Source organism: Thiocapsa sp. (assembly GCF_022340925.1).
GTDB lineage: Bacteria > Pseudomonadota > Gammaproteobacteria > Chromatiales > Chromatiaceae > Thiocapsa.
Genome location: NZ_JAJDNA010000079.1, coordinates 1 through 16,689, shown reverse-complemented (window position 1 = coordinate 16,689; position 16,689 = coordinate 1). Strand labels below are relative to the sequence as shown.

The 16,689-nt window shown below is 66.4% G+C and carries 11 protein-coding genes; 4 read left to right on the top strand and 7 right to left on the bottom strand.

The window, feature by feature from the left end:
• Positions 1 to 49: 49 nt before the first annotated feature.
• The 3 genes from LJE61_RS09730 (at position 50) to LJE61_RS09720 (ending at position 6,344) form a co-directional block, all read left to right on the top strand.
• Entirely contained in the window at positions 50 to 2,533 is a 2,484-nt protein-coding gene (locus LJE61_RS09730) for an EAL domain-containing protein (protein WP_296918274.1), read from the top strand.
• A gap of 260 nt (positions 2,534 to 2,793) precedes the next feature.
• On the top strand, positions 2,794 to 5,382 hold the full coding sequence (locus LJE61_RS09725) for a circularly permuted type 2 ATP-grasp protein (protein WP_296913089.1): 2,589 nt from the start codon (positions 2,794 to 2,796) through the stop codon (positions 5,380 to 5,382).
• Complete coding sequence (locus LJE61_RS09720; protein WP_296913092.1) at positions 5,379 to 6,344, top strand: transglutaminase-like domain-containing protein; 966 nt, start codon at positions 5,379 to 5,381, stop codon at positions 6,342 to 6,344. The genes LJE61_RS09725 and LJE61_RS09720 overlap by 4 nt, the downstream gene beginning before the upstream one ends.
• A 245-nt stretch (positions 6,345 to 6,589) precedes the next feature.
• Here the strand turns inward: LJE61_RS09720 and LJE61_RS09715 are convergent, their stop codons facing one another.
• From LJE61_RS09715 to lexA, 6 genes are all read right to left on the bottom strand, one after another.
• Entirely contained in the window at positions 6,590 to 7,138 is a 549-nt protein-coding gene (locus tag LJE61_RS09715) for a gamma carbonic anhydrase family protein (RefSeq protein WP_296913096.1), read from the bottom strand.
• 257 nt (positions 7,139 to 7,395) lie between these two features.
• On the bottom strand, positions 7,396 to 7,989 hold the full coding sequence (locus tag LJE61_RS09710) for a transglycosylase SLT domain-containing protein (RefSeq protein WP_363306677.1): 594 nt from the start codon (positions 7,987 to 7,989) through the stop codon (positions 7,396 to 7,398).
• A gap of 217 nt (positions 7,990 to 8,206) precedes the next feature.
• On the bottom strand, positions 8,207 to 9,325 hold the full coding sequence (locus tag LJE61_RS09705; protein ID WP_296913102.1) for a glycosyltransferase family protein: 1,119 nt from the start codon (positions 9,323 to 9,325) through the stop codon (positions 8,207 to 8,209).
• Positions 9,326 to 9,434: 109 nt separating this feature from the next.
• Entirely contained in the window at positions 9,435 to 10,886 is a 1,452-nt protein-coding gene (locus LJE61_RS09700; protein WP_296913105.1) for a Y-family DNA polymerase, read from the bottom strand.
• 24 nt (positions 10,887 to 10,910) lie between these two features.
• Complete coding sequence (imuA, locus tag LJE61_RS09695; protein ID WP_296913108.1) at positions 10,911 to 11,603, bottom strand: translesion DNA synthesis-associated protein ImuA; 693 nt, start codon at positions 11,601 to 11,603, stop codon at positions 10,911 to 10,913.
• A 31-nt stretch (positions 11,604 to 11,634) separates the two neighbouring features.
• Positions 11,635 to 12,282: a transcriptional repressor LexA gene (lexA, locus tag LJE61_RS09690; RefSeq protein WP_296913110.1), complete on the bottom strand. Its 648-nt coding sequence runs from the start codon at positions 12,280 to 12,282 to the stop codon at positions 11,635 to 11,637.
• A gap of 466 nt (positions 12,283 to 12,748) precedes the next feature.
• Between lexA and nth the strand changes: the two genes are divergently transcribed.
• Positions 12,749 to 13,444 carry an endonuclease III gene (gene nth, locus LJE61_RS09685; protein WP_296918272.1) on the top strand — a complete coding sequence of 232 codons (696 nt, stop codon included), beginning with the start codon at positions 12,749 to 12,751 and terminating at the stop codon, positions 13,442 to 13,444.
• Positions 13,445 to 13,544: 100 nt separating this feature from the next.
• Here the strand turns inward: nth and LJE61_RS09680 are convergent.
• The coding region (locus LJE61_RS09680) for an ATP-binding protein (RefSeq protein ID WP_296918270.1) at positions 13,545 to 16,689 on the bottom strand (3,145 nt) is incomplete at its 5' end.

The following is a 16,689-nucleotide window of genomic DNA, read 5'->3' as shown; positions in this document are numbered from 1 at the left end:
TGTCTATAATCCGAGACCATTGCCAGTCGACGAGGAGGTTCACCGCCGCATGCGCCGGAATCAGGGCTCTCAGGAAAACGCCGCTGCCTCCAACCCTGCCGCGCAAGAGGGTGCCGATGAGGCACAGGCCGTCGTCCGGGTCGGCGATTGGGAATTGGACGTTGCCACCGGACGGATCCAAGGTTCCCGCACCTGGTATGACATCTGGGGATTCAATCCGGACGAGGACATCACCCTGGATGTCGTGCTCCGACATATCCCGCCGAAGGATCGCGAGCAGACCGCCAAGGCGCTGCAACGCGCGAGCGAGGCGGGTACTCCATTCCGTCTGCGCCATCGCATCATGCGCCCCGACGGTTCCCTGCGCTGGGCTGAGAGCGCCGGACGTCTGGACCCGGCCTGCCCTGCGTCCACCCGCACGATGTCGGGGTTCCTACTGGACATCACGCAGCGGCGCGAGGCTGAGCAGACCCTCGCCCGCTATGTCGATATCCTTTCTGCACTGCCCGATCGACTCGCCTTCCTGGATCGCAAATGCTGCCTGCAGGCCGCCAACCCGGCCTTTATGCAGGCCCTTGGCCGGACCCCGGAGCAGGCCGTTGGACGGCCTTTCCACGCGATCTGCGGGCCAGGGGCGCTCAGCGACCTCGTCTATCGCCATCTCGGGCGATGTCTGGAAGATGGCCAGCCGGTCGTCGACGACATCCAGGAGGCCGATCCGGACGGCGAAGACCTCGAGTCCGAGGTGAAACTGCTCCCGAGCCGAGATGATCAGGGCACGATCAAGGGCATCGTCGTCTATGTTCGCGACGTGACACGCGCGCGGGAATCCGAGCGCCGCCTGCGCCAGGCCGCGGCTGTCTATGCCGCGACCTCCGACGGCGTCTTGATCACCGATGCCTCGTGGCGGATCGTCGCGGCCAACGACGCATTCACCCGAATCACCGGCTATTCCGAGGCCGAGCTGCTCGGACGCAAGCCAACGTTGCTCAACTCGCAATGGCATTCCAGGGGTTTCTTCAGCAGCATGTTGCGGGTGCTGCGGGATAAGGGATCCTGGCAGGGCGAGATCTGGAATCGCCGCAAAGACGGCGAGATCGCACTGCAAAAGCTGACGGTGCATCGTCTCCCGGATGCCCGTGGGAAGGTCATGAGCTTCGTCGGCGTCTTCGCCGAGCGCGCTGCCGCCGGGACAGGTCTTCAGCGGGCCGAATACGTCGCGCATTACGATCCACTGACCAAGCTCCCGAACCGAATCCTCTTCCAATCCCGGGTGGCGCACGCTATCGATCCAGGGCGACGCAATCGGATCCCGGCCGCCTTATTTCTCTGCGACATCGACCGGTTCGCCCACATTAACGCCAGCCTGGGTCATCAGATCGGCGATGAGATCCTGCGCGCGGTGGGGTTGAGATTGCGCGAGACCATCCGCCCGGCCGATACCCTGGCAAGGCTGAGCGGAAACCAGTTCGGGCTGCTTTTCGAAGGGGTTCGCGATCCTGCCGAGGCCGAAGAGATCGCTCGGCGTCTTCGTGCGGCATTGCGCATGCCGATCTCCTTGCGCGGACATGAGTTGTTTGTCACGGTCAGCATGGGCATCGCCCTCGACGCCGGCGCGGGCAGTGACTCGGAGATCATGATCGCCAACGCGGAATCGGCATTGCACCTCGCGAAGCACGGGGGCAGAGACGGTTTCCGAATTCATGCCGGCCAACCCGGCGACCCAGCAACGGAGCGCCAACACCTCATCGGACTACTGCGTGATGCGCTCCGCAAGGGTGAGCTCCAGCTGCGTTTCCGGCCGCGGGTCAACCTCGACACCGGCCGCCTGGTCGGTGCCGAGGCACTCGTGCATTGGCATCAGCCCCGGCTCGGGAATATACCGCCCGAGCGCTTCCTGCCGCTGGCCGATGCCGGCGGCATGCGCGTCGATATCGGTCAGTGGGTCCTTGGCGAGGCCTGCCGCCAGTTCAAGGAGTGGCTGGTGCGTGGACTTCAGGTGCCGACCCTATCCGTGAGTATCTCCGAGCCTGAGCTGACGCGGATCGACCTGGTCCCCGGAGTGGCGCGCCTGCTCCGCACGACTGGCCTGGATCCGAAACACCTCGAGCTGGAGCTCGGCGAGTCGCTCCTGTTCAAGCATCGCGAGCAGGCTCGCGAGGCGTTCAACGGGTTGCATCGGCTTGGAGTGCGTCTGACCCTCAGCGAGGTCGGCACCAGCTGGCTCGCACCGGCCGTGCTCCGCCGTCTCCCTGTCAACCGGCTCAAGATCCATCGCGCGTTTGTCGAGGCCATGACCGATTCCGACGACGATCTTGCGGTCGTTCAGGCACTGATCTCGATGGCACAGGCACTGGATCTCGACATCGTGGCCGACGGCGTGCGCAACGATCAGCAGCGACTGACCCTCCTCAACATGGGCTGCCAACAAGCACAAGGCGACCTCTTCGCCCCCCTGCTCTCGCCGCCGCAGCTCGAACGCTGCTTCGTGCCGACAATCGAGCTCCAATCGTCCGATCCCGTGGAGGACTAGGCGGGGTGTGTGGGGCAATCCAGATCGCCGGAGCGCGCCTTGCGACGCACTCGCATGACGTGTCTAATCGCTGAGAAAGCGCTGAAGAGCTCAGCGCTTGCTTTTCGGGGCAGGAAGTCCCGGCGGTTTTCAATCGCGTAAGCAGCTGAACATGAAGGAAAGCTGAAACTGCGTTTTCGCTCTCCATACTGATTGTTGGCCAGGATGGCCGATCAATCAGCGTCTCTCTGAGTTGGAACTCCCGGAACGAGCGCTGCACCATGTCTGTCCCCGACCCGATACACACACTCGATCCGTCGGGTCTGGTCGATGCCTACTCGCCGTTGTCCGACTGCTACGACGAGATGCGGACCGCCGAAGGCGAGGTGCGCCCGCATTGGCAGTACGTCCTCGATGCCTTGCGTCTGCTCGGACCGAGCGGGATCGAGGCACGCTGGCGTGAGGCGTCGCGCCTGATCCGCGACAACGGAGTGACCTATAACCTCAACGGGGATCCCCAGGGCATGTCACGCCCTTGGGAGTTGGACCTGCTCCCGCTGCTGATCCGCAGCGAGGAGTGGGCCGACCTCGAGCGTGGACTGATCCAACGCGCCGAGCTGTTCAATCAGATCCTGCTCGATCTCTATGGCCGGCGCCGACTCATCCGCACCGGCCTGCTGCCGGCCGAGCTCATCGACTCCAACGCCGATTACCTTCTCGCCTGCCACGGTATCGAGGTCGCCGGACAGGTTCCCCTGATCCATTACGCGGCCGATCTGACGCGGATGCCGGACGGGCGATGGCGCGTCATCAGCGACCGCACCCAGAGTCCCCTCGGCGTCGGTTACGCCCTGGAGAACCGCGTTGTCCTGTCGCGTGTCCTGCCCAGCATGTTCAGAGACTCGCACGTGCACCGACTTGCCGGATTCTTCCGCTCGATGCGCCGAACCCTGACGGGGCTCGCGCCCAGACGGGCCGAGCATCAGCGGGTGGTCGTGCTGACGCCGGGTCCGGCGAACGAGGCCTACTTCGAGCACGCCTATCTCGCCAACTATCTCGGCTACACCTTGGTCCAGGGGGGCGACCTGTCGGTGCGAGACGGTGCGCTCTGGCTCCGCACCCTGGGCCGGCTGGAGCGGATCGACGCGGTCTTGCGGCGGGTGGATGACGGGTGGTGCGACCCCCTCGAGCTACGCGAGGATTCGATGCTCGGCGTCCCGGGCCTGGTGCAGGCCGTGCGGGCCGGCAATCTGGTCGTCGCCAACGCCCTCGGCAGCGGGATCTTGGAGCATCCAGCACTGATGGCATTCCTTCCAAACCTCTGTCGAGAGCTCCTCGGCGAGGACCTCCTGCTCCCCGACATCGAGACCTGGTGGTGCGGCGACCCGCAGTCCCGCGCTCATGTCCTGGAGCATCTCGACCGACTCATCATCAAATGTCTCGCCAAGCCCCAGGGGCAGCGCTGCCTCTTCCCCGCAGCGATGGAGCCGCCCGCCCGCGACGCGCTGATCCAGGGGATCAAGGCCCATCCGGGGAGCTATGTCGCGCAGGAACGCGTGCATCCCTCGACGGCCCCAGCGCTCATCGGACAGCATCTCGAGCCGCGGCCGAGTGTCCTGCGCACCTTCCTGATCGCCGAAGAGGATGGCTATACGGTCATGCCGGGCGGACTCGGGCGAATCACCCTGACCCATGACGCCGCGCTCGTATCCAACCAACTTGGGGGGCTGGCAAAGGATGCCTGGGTCTTGGCGTCGGAGCCTGAGCGCCAGGAAAGCCTGCTGGCGACGGGCGAGCTGCAGACCCCCGCGGTCACGCAGGAAAGCGAGGTCTCCAGTCGGGTCGCCGACAATCTCTTTTGGATCGGGCGTTATGCCGAGCGCGCCGAGGGGCTGGTACGGCTGTTGCGGATCACCATCTTCAAGCTGTACGAGCGGAGCACCATCGATGCATCGAACGCGCACTTCTGCTGTCTGCGGTCCTTATTGGAAGCCCTCACCAATCAGACCCAGTCGTTCCCGGGATTCGTCGGCACCGATGCCGACGAACGCCTCCGCGACCCGATCCCGGAGATGCTCTCCTTGATCTCGGATTCCTCACGCCTCGGCGGCTTGCCGCAGACCCTCGAGGCGCTGGGTCAGGCTGCGTACTCGGTGCGCGACCGACTCTCCGCAGACACCTGGCGGATCGTGAGCGACATCGAAGGGCATCTGGCGAACCTCACCCAACGGCCGCCCAACCAGCTCTCGCTGGCGCTCGATGAGCTCGATCCCCTGGTGACCTCCCTCGTCGCCTTTTCCGCGCTGACCCAGGAGAACATGACCCACAACGAGGGCTGGCACTTCCTCGAGATCGGCCGGCGCTTGGAGCGCGGCGCATCCACTGCCAGCCTCTTGCGATCCATGCTGGTTCCGATCGCGGGAGAGCAGGACGAGAACATGGTGATCGAGGCGGTGCTGGGCGTGACCGACAGCCTCATCACCTATCGGCGCCGCTATCGCGCCGGCACCCGGATCGGCGCCCTGCTCGATCTCGTGTTCCAGGACGAAGGCAACCCCCGTGCACTCGCCTATCAGCTGGTCATGCTCGAGCACCTGGTCTCAGAGCTTCCGCGAGGCGAATTGACGGTCGGACGCGCGCCGGTCGAAAAACTCGTGCTGAAAGGTCTCACCGGTATCCGTCTAGCCGAGATCGATACCCTCGTCCAATCGGACAAGGCGGGTACGCGCCGCACCACCCTGGCAACCGTGCTGGGTGAGCTAGATCAGCAGCTCGCGGCGATCTCGGACGCCATCACGGCCCAGTACTTCCGTCACGAAGAGCAGCCACACAGCCTCTTGCGGCGATCCGTCGGGCGAGGCGCAGCATGAGATTCCGCATCAGTCACGTGACTCGCTACGAGTATGCAGAGCCGGTCTCGCTCTGTCACAGCATCGCCCATCTGAAGCCGCCGAAGACGCCGCGCCAGGATTGTCTGGCAACCCAGATCCGCGTGGATCCCTGGCCCGCCGTGCACCGCGAGCACGAGGATTTTTTCGGCAACCGGGTGAGCTATTTCTCCATCCAGCAGTCGCACGATGCCCTGGAAGTGCGCGCAAGCAGCGAAGTCGAGGTGATGGCGCCGACCGCACCGGATCCGGCCTCGACACCGGCCTGGGAACGGGTCGTGGCCCGACTTGCTGACCGCTATGACGAACCCATGACGGACCTGCGCATCTTCACCCTGCCTTCGCCCCTGGTCCCGCCGGACCCGGACGCGCGCGCCTACGCGGCCGCGTCTTTTCAACCGGAGCGCCCGCTGCTCGAGGCGACGATGGACCTCATGGGACGGATCTACCAGGATTTCGTCTATGACCCGGCATCCACGACCGTTGCCACGCCGGTTACCGAGGTCATGGAGCAGCGCAAAGGAGTCTGTCAGGACTTTGCTCATGTCGCCATCGCCGGGCTGCGCGGACTCGGGCTCGCCGCTCGCTACGTCAGCGGCTATCTCGAGACGCTGCCGCCGCCGGGGCAGCCCAAGCTCCAGGGCGCCGATGCCTCGCACGCCTGGGTGTCGGTGTTCCTCCCCAACCTCGGCTGGATCGATCTAGACCCGACCAACAACCAGGTCCCGGGCGAGCAGCACATCACGACGGCGGTCGGTCGCGACTTCCAGGACGTCACGCCGTTTCGCGGCATCTTCTACGGGGGCGGACACCACGAATTGCACGTTGCGGTGGATGTGGATCGGGTGACATCCCCGGAGCCGCTGACCCCGGACGCCCGCGAAATGGAGCTCGCCGGCGCCAGCCTTCCACCACAGGCTGCGCGCCCCCCGAGCCAAACCTGAACGCGCCCGTTGAGCACGTCTCAGGCCATGCAACCGGTCGATTTGAATCCGTATCCCGGATCGCCGACCGCCAGTTGCCAGGCTCCTAGGGAAACGCTGACGTATTGCCGTGTGACCGTGCGGGGCAAGGAGGCCCCCGGCCTGTTCAGGCACCTCGGTGCCTGACAATGGCGCCTTCCGAGCGTCGCGCCGATCGAAAGGCGAGCTGATGACTGCCAGGATGTTTGTTTACTCAGCGTCTTAGGCTATTGCGTTCGCCCCGACGCCGCCCGATGCCGCGCAGCGAGCCGGACGTAGTTGGCTGCCGCGTACTCCAGATACTCGAGCTCTCGATCGGTCAGCTTCCGCACGCGCCGCGCGGGCGCGCCCAACCACAGATGGCCACCCGCCAGGACCTGCCCGGGCGCCACCAATGAGCCGGCACCCAGCAGAGTCCGCGGCTGCAGCACCGCACGATCGAGGACGCGCGCGCCAATTCCGACCAAGCAGCCTTCGTAGATCTCGCAACCATGCAGGACGACCTGATGACCCACCGTCACGCCTTCGTGGATGATGAGAGGAGCGCCGCCGGGCATGAAACCGCTGTCGTGCGAGACGTGTAGGATTGAGCCGTCCTGGATGTTGGTGCGCGCACCGATCTCGATCCGGTGGATATCAGCCCGGATGACGCAGGCAGGCCAGACGGAGGCACCCGGCCCCAAGGTCACGTCGCCGATGATCAGCGCAGTCGCGTCTACCCACGCGGACGCATCGATACTCGGCTGTTTGCCTTCAAACGAGCGGATCTGCGACATCCTGGTCAGTGCTCGCATCGAGCGGGGAACAGACGACCGGTACCAAACCTGTGCAGCGGTCCCGCACAGTGCAACGGATGCGGCAACGACGCGGCGGCACGGGTGGGTCCATGCATCCGACGACGCCGGACAAGATCGACGCAGGCATTCATGACGACCCTCCGTTGCGATTCTCGACGTCCCGACCAGTGCCGGCTCGGCGACACCCTGCCTCACGGATGCATCAGGAGGCGCCGCCTCCAGGAACAGCCCAAGACTCAAGGTCGACCACTGGAGCCGAGCTCGAACATCGGCTTGCTCTCCGGTCCGGCCTCGTGCAGGCGCGGATTGAGTCGTCGCAGATCGAGTGTCGGCTTGACCTTCAGCGACAGCAGGGAGGGATCCAGATACTTCTTCATGAGGCGTCGCGCATTGCCCAGGTTGCGCGTCCCGCGCAGAGCGCGCACCTGGCTCAGCGCGGCCTGTGTCGGCTGGGTCCCGCCGTTGCGGCGATAGTGATTGATGACGGCCTCGGTGTAGTTGAGCGTCTCCAGATAGGTGACCTGACTGTCGGTCCGGTCGACCACGCCCTCGCCGGCGTTGTATGCCATGATCACGCGCCCGTAATCGTTGTCGTACTTGCGCAGGAGACGCTTCAGATGGCGGGTCCCGGCGTTGAGATTGGTCCGGGCATCGAAGAGGTCATCGACTGAGCCCACCCCGTAGTCCGCCGCGGTCGGTGGCATCAGCTGCATCAACCCGATCGCGCCGGCATGTGAAACGGCATGGGCGTTGTAGTTGGACTCGGCGGCCACCACGGCCCGGACCAATGCCTCCTCGACACCATATCGGCTGGCCACCGGTGGAATCATCCCCTCGACTTCGGTGCGACTCGGAGGGGGGCGCTTCGGAGGGGCGGGTTTGACAGCCTGGTTTTCATCGGCCCGGCTTGCGGCGGACGGCGCCGCAGCTGGATCGGCGTGCGGGGCCGCGCCGGGCAGGGTACCCCAGCACATCAACGGCCACCACGCCAGCACCATGAGGAGCAGGGCGCCACTCGGACGGAGGCGGAGCGCTGTGATCATGCGTTCAACAGACCTCTGATCTGGGCATGCGTTCGAGGACGGGATCCGAGGATCGGAGCCAGGGCTCCAGGAGTCTCGCCACCTCATCGATCCCGCTGGGCTCCACGGCGGGGGGTCGCTCAGCCGCGCACAGCTCGGCGATCGCCTCGGAGAGACGTCCGGCCAAGAGATCGACGGCGGTGATCTCACGCGTCGGCATTCGCTCGGTCAGCCAGGGTATCAAGGCCGCTTCCTCCGGCCAATCGCCGCGCCTGACATAGAGGACAGGAACCCCATTCACGGCGGCCTCGGAATAGGTCCCGTAGCCGGGTTTGCAGAGCATCAGATCACAGGCGGGGAGGACCTCCGGGACCCTCAGCCCAAGCGAGGAGAGGCTGGTGGCATCGCGGCGCGCCCCGGCCCCGAGATCCTGGACCAGCCAATGGACCTGGTCCTGCTCCGGCCAGGCCTCCAGGGGATCGAAACCAAGAAAGCCCCCGAACTGCATGAGGGCGAACGGTCGACCGGCCGGCACGCCGCAGCGCGAGCGCAGCTCATCGCGGCGATCCAGATAGCGGTTGGCGATGGGTCCCACGTCGAGGGCGTTCGGCAACCAGCCCATCGGCATGGAAGGGGCTGGACGGATGAACAGATCGGCCTCGGCATAGACCGCTCGCATCCGTTCCATCACGGGCGCCGGGACCTGCTCGGCCACCGGGCTCGACACCAGGATGTCATACCAGTTGAGCGAGCACAGACCCACCGCGGGGATGCCGAGCCGTCGCGCCGCGTCCAACGGGAGCCAGGGCACGTCGGCGAGCACGAGATCCGGGGCCGCTCGGCGCAGGACGGCGATCTCGTGCGCGAGCCGACGGCCATAGGAGGCCTCGAAGTCGGCGTAGTGCGCGACGCTCTCCGACCAGCGGGTGCAGAGCGGACCGTCCATCAGCAGTCCGACATCGGTCGCCTCCCGCAGGTGCGTAAACCCCCGCGGTAGACGGCTGCGCGCAAAGCCCGGATCGATGTCGCTCTGCAAGGTGATCCTCAGACCGGGCAGCCGCCGCGCGAGGGCTGTCACGACCGGGGCGGCCTGCGCCAGATGGCCATAGCCGTGGGCGGTGACGGCGAGGAAAAGATGGGCCATTAAACCGCGTCCAGGGTGACAACGAATCGGGCTGAGCGAGAGGGCCCGTCAAGCGTGGGAGGATATTAGCATCATCCTGCAGGTGGCTATGTGTCGCATCGCACTCGGATCAAAACAAACCGTGCAGAAACCACCCTTGGCGACCTTCGAGCTCGCGATAGATCCAGAGCCGCTCACCACGCTGGGTGGTGGCGACGAAGTAGTCACGTCTCACCTCGCAGTCGTCCCACCAGCCGGTATCGATACGCTCGCGCTCCTCGCCCAGGCCCAGTGGTCCATCCAGCCAGGGGCGCCCTCTCCGGGTCTGGAGGGGTTGCGGCTTCGGCAAAAGCCACAGTGGACGATCGGCGCGTAGGATGCCCGTCCCGGACTCACCGGGATCACACCGTCGCCAGGAACGCTCCGGGCGATGATCGGCCACCAGCGCGATCCCCTGCACCGCTTCGGGGCCGAGACGCGCACGCAGCCGGTCGAGCAAGTCGGGGGCCGGCACCTGGATCAGGGCGGTCGGCTCGGGAAAGAGTGCCCCTGTCTCCGGGATGAGGGGGCGGAAACGCGAGACCAGAAGCCGGATCTCACGCACCGGCGCCGGGAGCTCGAGCCAACCGAGTCGCTCGCGTAGCAGATCCAACCAGCGACCGGCTTCACGCAAGGGACGTGCGGCGCCCAGCTCGAAGCAGGTCGCATCCCGCCCGGCGTGCTCAAGCCGCCAGTCGAGGCGATCCACTCCGCCCTGACAGCCACGGAGCACACCCTCCAACTCATCGAGTAGACGTCGGCACGGAAAGATCAGGCCCGCGACCCGATCCATCTCGGCAGGCAGCTCAAGCCGGCCACTGTAACACGCAGGTGGCTTGAACCAGGGGCGTGGATCGGCGACCTCGCCAAGCAGGCGTTCAAGCAGAATGAGGCGCCTCCTGCCCAGACGCTCGGCGAGCCCCGTGCGCGGCAGCCTTAAGAGGTCGGAGATCTGTCGCAGACCCATGCGGGCCAGGTCGCCGAGCTCCCGGTCGTTCAACCCGAGTGCCTGTAGCGGAAGTGGGGCGAGCGCCGAGCGCAAGGCGTGAAGTTCAACAATGACATTCGCTCGATCAGGTTGCCCGACAGGTCCCCAAGCCGCCAAGACCAGCGCACCGAGCGGCGTGGGCGCCAGTGCAAGACGTCGATGGTAACCGAGGGCCGATACCCCCTCGGCTACCTGCCTGATCAGGGCCTCGGCACCGCCGAATAGGCGCAGGCTCGCGGCCACGTCGAGCAACAAGGAGTGGGGCAACGAGAGACTGACATGGGGCGTGAAGCACAGACTCCAGGCGGCGAGGCGCTCCAAGGCCTCGCGCTCGGCCGCCGGCCGCCGCGGCAGCACACGCAGCGCACGGCTGAGCGCACGTGCCGTCGCGACACCGAGACCGGGCCGCACACCCTCGGCGATCGCCGCCGGATTGGCACGGAGGATCCGCTCACCGCGACCGGCTTCACTGACAGCAAGCGGCAGGGGTGCCGCGAGCGCGCGCTCAAAGACCTCCAGGGGCAAGTCGGGTAGGTGAACGGCGAGCCAGCGCATGAGTCCAGTGAGAGGAGTCAGCGCTTAGCTTTGATGCAAGCGATCATTTGGATCACCCGGCTCATCCGGCCCCACACAGGAAGCGTTGCAATGGTCGAGTCGCCGACCAGCGGAATCGAGCGGCAGCATCAAGAGGGCGCCGGGACGTCCCCCTCGCTGCTTGAGCAGGGTCAGCTCGCGGCCGAGCGGCGATGGACGGATCCGCAGGCGCAGCACTGCCGGAGAAGGCGAGCGGGCAGCAACCTCTTCGCGGAACAAGATCCCCAATGCACCGCCCGTCTCGGCAGCCAACTGCAATCGACGCAGGCTACCCCTCTCCCAACGCCCACCCCATATCAGCACGGCCCCGCATGCACCCGAGCGCAGCCCCTGCTCCGCGACCCAGGCCCGATCGGCTCCAGCCGTGACCACGACCAATCGCCCCAGACACAGACCATGGGCTGCAAGCGCAGGCGCGAAGGGCTGAAACGGCGGCTCGACCAGAAGCAGCCAGCGAGGGTCGAGGCTCAGGCGCGCCAAGGCCGGCACGGTCAAGGCGAACCCTTCGCCGGGCCGGTCGCTCAAGATCTCGCTGAGGCTGCCCGCCGGCCAACCGCCCCAGACCAATTGGGCATCGAGTGCCTGTATCCCGGTCGGTATACCGGCCGGCAGCGAATATCTTGACGCCTGCCCCCGCCAGAGATCAGGGCGTTGATCGAGGATCTGTTGAACACGCATTGCAATCGACCATGATCCAGACAGCGCTTCCCTAAAACCGTTGCGGCTCGGCCGCCAGTCCGAGCCGCAGCACGCCGACGCCCAACCCCTCGATGACCAGCTCCTGCTCGCGCAGATCGACCTGGATCGGCTCGAAGCTTGGATTTTCGGCCAAAAGATGCACCCGATAGGTCCAGCGCGCGTGCCGACGCAAGCGCTTGACCGTGACCTCGTCGCCCAGACGCGCCACCACGATCTGGCCGTTCCGGGCCTCGGAGGTAGCATGCACCGCTAGCAAATCGCCATCGAGGATGCCGGCATCGCGCATGCTGCTGCCGCGTACCCGCAACAGGTAGTCTGCACTGGGGCGAAATAGATGGGGGTCAACCGGACAATAGTCCTCAACATGCGGTGCAGCCAGGATGGGGCTGCCGGCAGCAACCCGTCCGATCACCGGGAGCCCAGCTTCCTTCGCCACGGTGGTGTGACCGATCAGGCGGATGCCGCGCGAGCGACCCCTGGTCAGCTCGATCACGCCGTGCCGCGCCAAAGCACGCAGATGATCCTCCGCCGCATTGGCGGAACGAAAACCAAAGGTTCGAGCGATCTCGGCACGGGTGGGCGGCACCCCCGTCTCCAGGATATGACTCTCGATGAGATCCAGGATCTGCTGCTGGCGCGGGGTCAGGTCATCGCTCATGTTTAGAGGGTGGGTCGGCCAGAGAAATGAACTGTTATTTTATACAGCTTCCCAGCGATTTCAATCCCGATCCGAAGCCCGCACAATAGGGGTGGAACCGCCCGGCCACGGGGCTATTCGCCGATGACACCGGACAACACCTTTGCGCTGGCAGGCGCGCAACACTCTGTGCTTCCGGGATGACTCGGCTCGTCGTTGAGTCATCCTGAAAAGAGCTGTCATCCGTTATCCACCGGCTAGAAACCGTTCCGAGTCGTGTCGGAGACGCTGACGCCTTGGCCATTCTGGCCAACCATCAGCACGGAACAGCCAAACGTGGTTTCGCTGTTCATTACACATACAGCCAGCTCGGCGACTCAACCTGGCGGCACCTCCGTGGGCAGCGCCGAATGCTTCGCCGCGTCCCTTGCGTCTTGGCGGTTCAAAACGACGCCTCCAGCTCAGTCGAACACCCCGGGTCCAGCAGATGAACAAGGACAAGCGCAGTCGAATCTTCGAGCGGCTGCGCGCCGCCAATCCATCGCCCACCACCGAGCTCGTTTATCGCACGCCCTTCGAGCTCCTGGTGGCGGTCATCCTCTCCGCCCAAGCCACCGACAAGGGCGTCAACAAGGCCACGGCGCGCTTGTTCGAGGTCGCGAACACACCCGAAGCGATACTGGCGCTCGGTGAGGAGGGGCTCAAGGAGCACATCAGGACCATCGGTCTGCTCAACACCAAGGCCAAGAACATCCTCAAGACGTGCGCGCTCCTGATGGCGGAGCATGGTGGGCAGGTGCCGCACGAGCGCAAGGCGCTGGAGGCACTTCCCGGGGTCGGGCGCAAGACCGCCAATGTGGTCCTCAACACCGCGTTCGGTGAACCAACCATGGCGGTGGACACCCATATCTTCCGCGTCGCCAATCGAACCGGTATCGCGACCGGCAAGACGCCGCTCGCTGTTGAGCAGGCTTTGCTGCGCCATGTCCCCAAGGCCTTCCTGAAAGACGCACACCATTGGCTGATCCTGCATGGCCGCTATGTCTGTCTCGCACGCAAGCCGAGATGTCCCGAATGTCCCATCGCCGATCTCTGCGACTACCGCCACAAGACGCCGGCGACGCACCCGGCTCCGGTTGCGGGGCATCGGCCCCATCGGGAAAACCCCGAAAAGGCCATTTGACCCCACGAGCGCCATAGCTCTACGAACGATGTCTATCCGTTGCGCTGGATTGTGGTGGGGCCGAGGCGTGCCGAGGGACGGTCGGGTTGGTCCCCGTTGCCTAGAGGGGGTTGGCGACAATGCACGCTCCCACCCTGCGCAGGGTTTCCAAGGCCGCCGGGAAGTCCAACGCCTCGATCTGCCGCAGCAGCTCTGCGCCCTCCGCGGGGGCCTCGGCGGCGAGACGACGCTCCAGCCAGGGCAGGTGGTCCAGGGCGCGCGTATTGCCTGCCTCCAGCAGCGCCTCCAGCTCGCGCATGCGCTGGCTCCGGTCCCCGCACCCTGGCTCGGCGCACTCCACGGATGCCGCTTCCGCCGCCGGGGGCTCCAGCCCCGCAAGCAATGCCAGCGTGGCCTCTGCGGTGGCGAAGAAGTCGGCACGCAGGCCGGCATCGACGGGGCCGTCGTTCGCCAAGGCCAGCTCCAGCCGCCCTGCCGACTCGCTCAGCTCCTCCGCCCCCAGCGACCCGGCGGTCCCGCGCAGGCGATGCAGCATGTCGCCCGCCCGAGCCCGGTCCCCGGCGTCCAGGGCGGTACGGATGGCGGTTGTCCCCGCCGGATACCCGGCGACGAACGCACGCACCATGCGGCGCCAGGTGTCCGGAAACTCGTCCTGCCAGCGCCGCACCTTGACCGCATCGAAGCCGGGCATTGCGCGTTCCGCGGCGAGCGGGGCGGATGCCCGCCGCCGGACGCCGATCTCCCCGGCGGGTAACCGCAGCCAGCGGCACAGCTCGGCGCAGAGTGCCTCGGGCTCCAGCGGCTTGGTGAGGTAGCTGTTCATGCCCGCCGCCAGACAACGCTCGCGCTCTCCGGCCAGGGCGTTGGCAGTCAGTGCGACGATGGGCAGCGTCTCCCCGCCCGGCAGGGCGCGGATGCGCCGGCAGGCCGTCAGGCCGTCCATCTCCGGCATGCGGACGTCCATGAGCACGATATCGAAGCCGCCCTGGGCCGCCGCGGCGACCGCCTCGGTTCCGGTGGCGGCCAGGGTGACCACGGCGCCGCGGTTTCTCAGGAGGTCGCGCGCCAGTAACTGGCTCACCGGGTCGTCCTCGGCCACCAGCACGCGGATACCGCGCAGGGCTTCCAGCGCCAGTGCCGACGATTCCTCCGCCGCAGCCACCTGGGTCGCGCGGGGGAACACCAGGTTGAACCAGAAGCGGCTGCCCTTGCCCTCGACGGACTCCAACTCCAGACGACCACCCATCAGGGCGACCAGGCGCGCGCTGATGGCGAGTCCCAGGCCGCTGCCGCCGTGACCGCGGTTGCTTGCGGTGTCGAGCTGGGTGAAGGCATCGAACAGGTCGGAACGGCGCTCCTCTGGGATGCCGATGCCGGTGTCGGTGACCGTGAAGCCCAACGTCAGGTCCCGCGCGTTCGCGTCCTCCACCCGCACGGCCAGCGTCACCCGGCCCCGGACGGTGAACTTGACCGCGTTGCCGACCAGATTCAACAGCACCTGGGTTAGGCGGAGCTCATCGCCGAGCAGCATGTCGACCGGCTCCGGCGGCCCCTCGATGCGCAGCTCAAGCCCCTTGTCGGCGGCCTGTTGCTCCACCATCACCCGCACCCGCTCCAGAGCCGCCGCCAGCTCCAGCGGCTCCTGCCGCTGCTGCAGCTTGCCCGCCTCGATGCGGGCGAGGTCGAGAACGTCGTTGATCAGTCCCAGCAGGGTTCGCGCCGAGAGATCGATCTTACCCAGGTACTCGCGCAGCGCCGGCGCGGGATCGGTCTCCAGCGACAGGCGGGTGAGGCCGATGACGGCGTTCAGCGGGGTACGGATCTCATGGCTCATGTTGGCCAGGAAGTCGCCCTTGGCGCGGCTGGCCCGGTCCGCCCTGTCCTTGGCGTGCAGCAGCTCGGTCTCCGCCTGCTTGCGGCGCGCCACCTCCCGATGCAACCGATGGTTCCAGACCAGGATGGTCGCCAGGATCACCAGGGCCGCCACAAGCACCTGCCACAACAGGCTGTAGTCGGGGGCGGTGACCACCTGGCGCAGCAGCCACTTGTTGTGGATCGCGGCGCGCTCCTCCGGGGTGATGGCGGAGATGGCGCGGTTGATCAGCGGGATCAGCGCGGCGTGCTGCCGCCCCACCATCACCTGCAGCGGGAACTGCACGTCCGTGACCCCGACGAGCTTGACCCGCCCCGGCGGAAATTGCTCGATCTGCTGGTGCAGCACCGGCAGGATGTCGACCGCGGCATCCGCCCGGCCGTCCGCGACCGCCTCCAGGGCCGCGCGCGTGTCGTCCACCAGCACGAAGTCGATCCCCGGGGAGCGGGCCTTGAGCAAATGGTAGGCGCTGTAGTCCCGGCCCACGGCGACGCGCCGCCCGTCCAGGGACGCGGTACCGGCGTAGAGGCCCGCATCGGCCGCGCCGGCGATGGCGATGGGATAGCGCTCGTAAGGGTCGGAGAACAGGGCGAAGCGCTCGCGGTCGGCGGTACGCGTGGTGGCGGTATAGAGGTCGATGTCGCCTCGTTCCATGGCCGCCAGGATGTCGCTGAATGGCCGGCGATCGGCACCGGTCTCGCGCAGGCCGAGCTTGTCGCGGATCAGCCGCCAGTAGTCCTCGGCGACGCCCGTCGGCGCCCCGTCGCCATCGGTAAAGTCGAAGGGCATCCAAGCCGCGGCATGGGCACGGCGAACCACCGCAGCGCCCAGGTAGGCTCGCTCCTCGGCGTTGAGATCGACCTTGCCGGCAGCGGTCTCCTGAATGAACCAACGGTTCCAGATGCGCTGCTTCTCGGCTTCCGGCATCTGCGCGAAGGACTTGTCCAGGATCGACGCCAGCAAGGGCAGGCGCCTGCTCACCCCGAAATAGTGCCCGCGGCGGCTGCGTTGGCCGTCGAACACCACATCGGCCTTGGGCTCGACATTGGTGAGGAGCGCACGGCGCAGCAGGACCTTGCCGGACTCGGTCTCGTTGATGGCCGCATCCGCTTGACCGGCCGCGACCATGCGGAACATCCCTTCGACATCCGCCGCGGTGACGATGCGCGTTTCCGGCAGCTCGTCGGGATACCGCGCGTTCCAGGAATACCCGGGGTAGGTGGCCAGTGTCTTGCCGGCCAGGGATTCCAGGCCCTTGATATCTCTTGCCTCTTTGCGTGCGAAGATGCTCAGGGTGAAATCGACGGTCCCTTGCGAGAACAACAGCACTCGCGCGCGCTCCGGGGTCGGATTCACCGCCAGGGTGACATCG

Excerpts from the sequence above, each read along its gene's own strand:
- LJE61_RS09700 (WP_296913105.1), bottom strand. The coding sequence starts at position 10,886 with ATGCGCTGGCTCGCCGTTCACCTACCCGACTTGCCCCTGGAGGTCTTT.
- imuA (WP_296913108.1), bottom strand. The coding sequence starts at position 11,603 with ATGCGTGTTCAACAGATCCTCGATCAACGCCCTGATCTCTGGCGGGGG.
- LJE61_RS09715 (WP_296913096.1), bottom strand. The coding sequence starts at position 7,138 with ATGTCGCAGATCCGCTCGTTTGAAGGCAAACAGCCGAGTATCGATGCG.
- LJE61_RS09710 (WP_363306677.1), bottom strand. The coding sequence starts at position 7,989 with ATGATTCCACCGGTGGCCAGCCGATATGGTGTCGAGGAGGCATTGGTC.
- nth (WP_296918272.1), top strand. The coding sequence starts at position 12,749 with ATGAACAAGGACAAGCGCAGTCGAATCTTCGAGCGGCTGCGCGCCGCC.
- lexA (WP_296913110.1), bottom strand. The coding sequence starts at position 12,282 with ATGAGCGATGACCTGACCCCGCGCCAGCAGCAGATCCTGGATCTCATC.
- LJE61_RS09730 (WP_296918274.1), top strand. The coding sequence starts at position 50 with ATGCGCCGGAATCAGGGCTCTCAGGAAAACGCCGCTGCCTCCAACCCT.
- LJE61_RS09705 (WP_296913102.1), bottom strand. The coding sequence starts at position 9,325 with ATGGCCCATCTTTTCCTCGCCGTCACCGCCCACGGCTATGGCCATCTG.
- LJE61_RS09725 (WP_296913089.1), top strand. The coding sequence starts at position 2,794 with ATGTCTGTCCCCGACCCGATACACACACTCGATCCGTCGGGTCTGGTC.
- LJE61_RS09720 (WP_296913092.1), top strand. The coding sequence starts at position 5,379 with ATGAGATTCCGCATCAGTCACGTGACTCGCTACGAGTATGCAGAGCCG.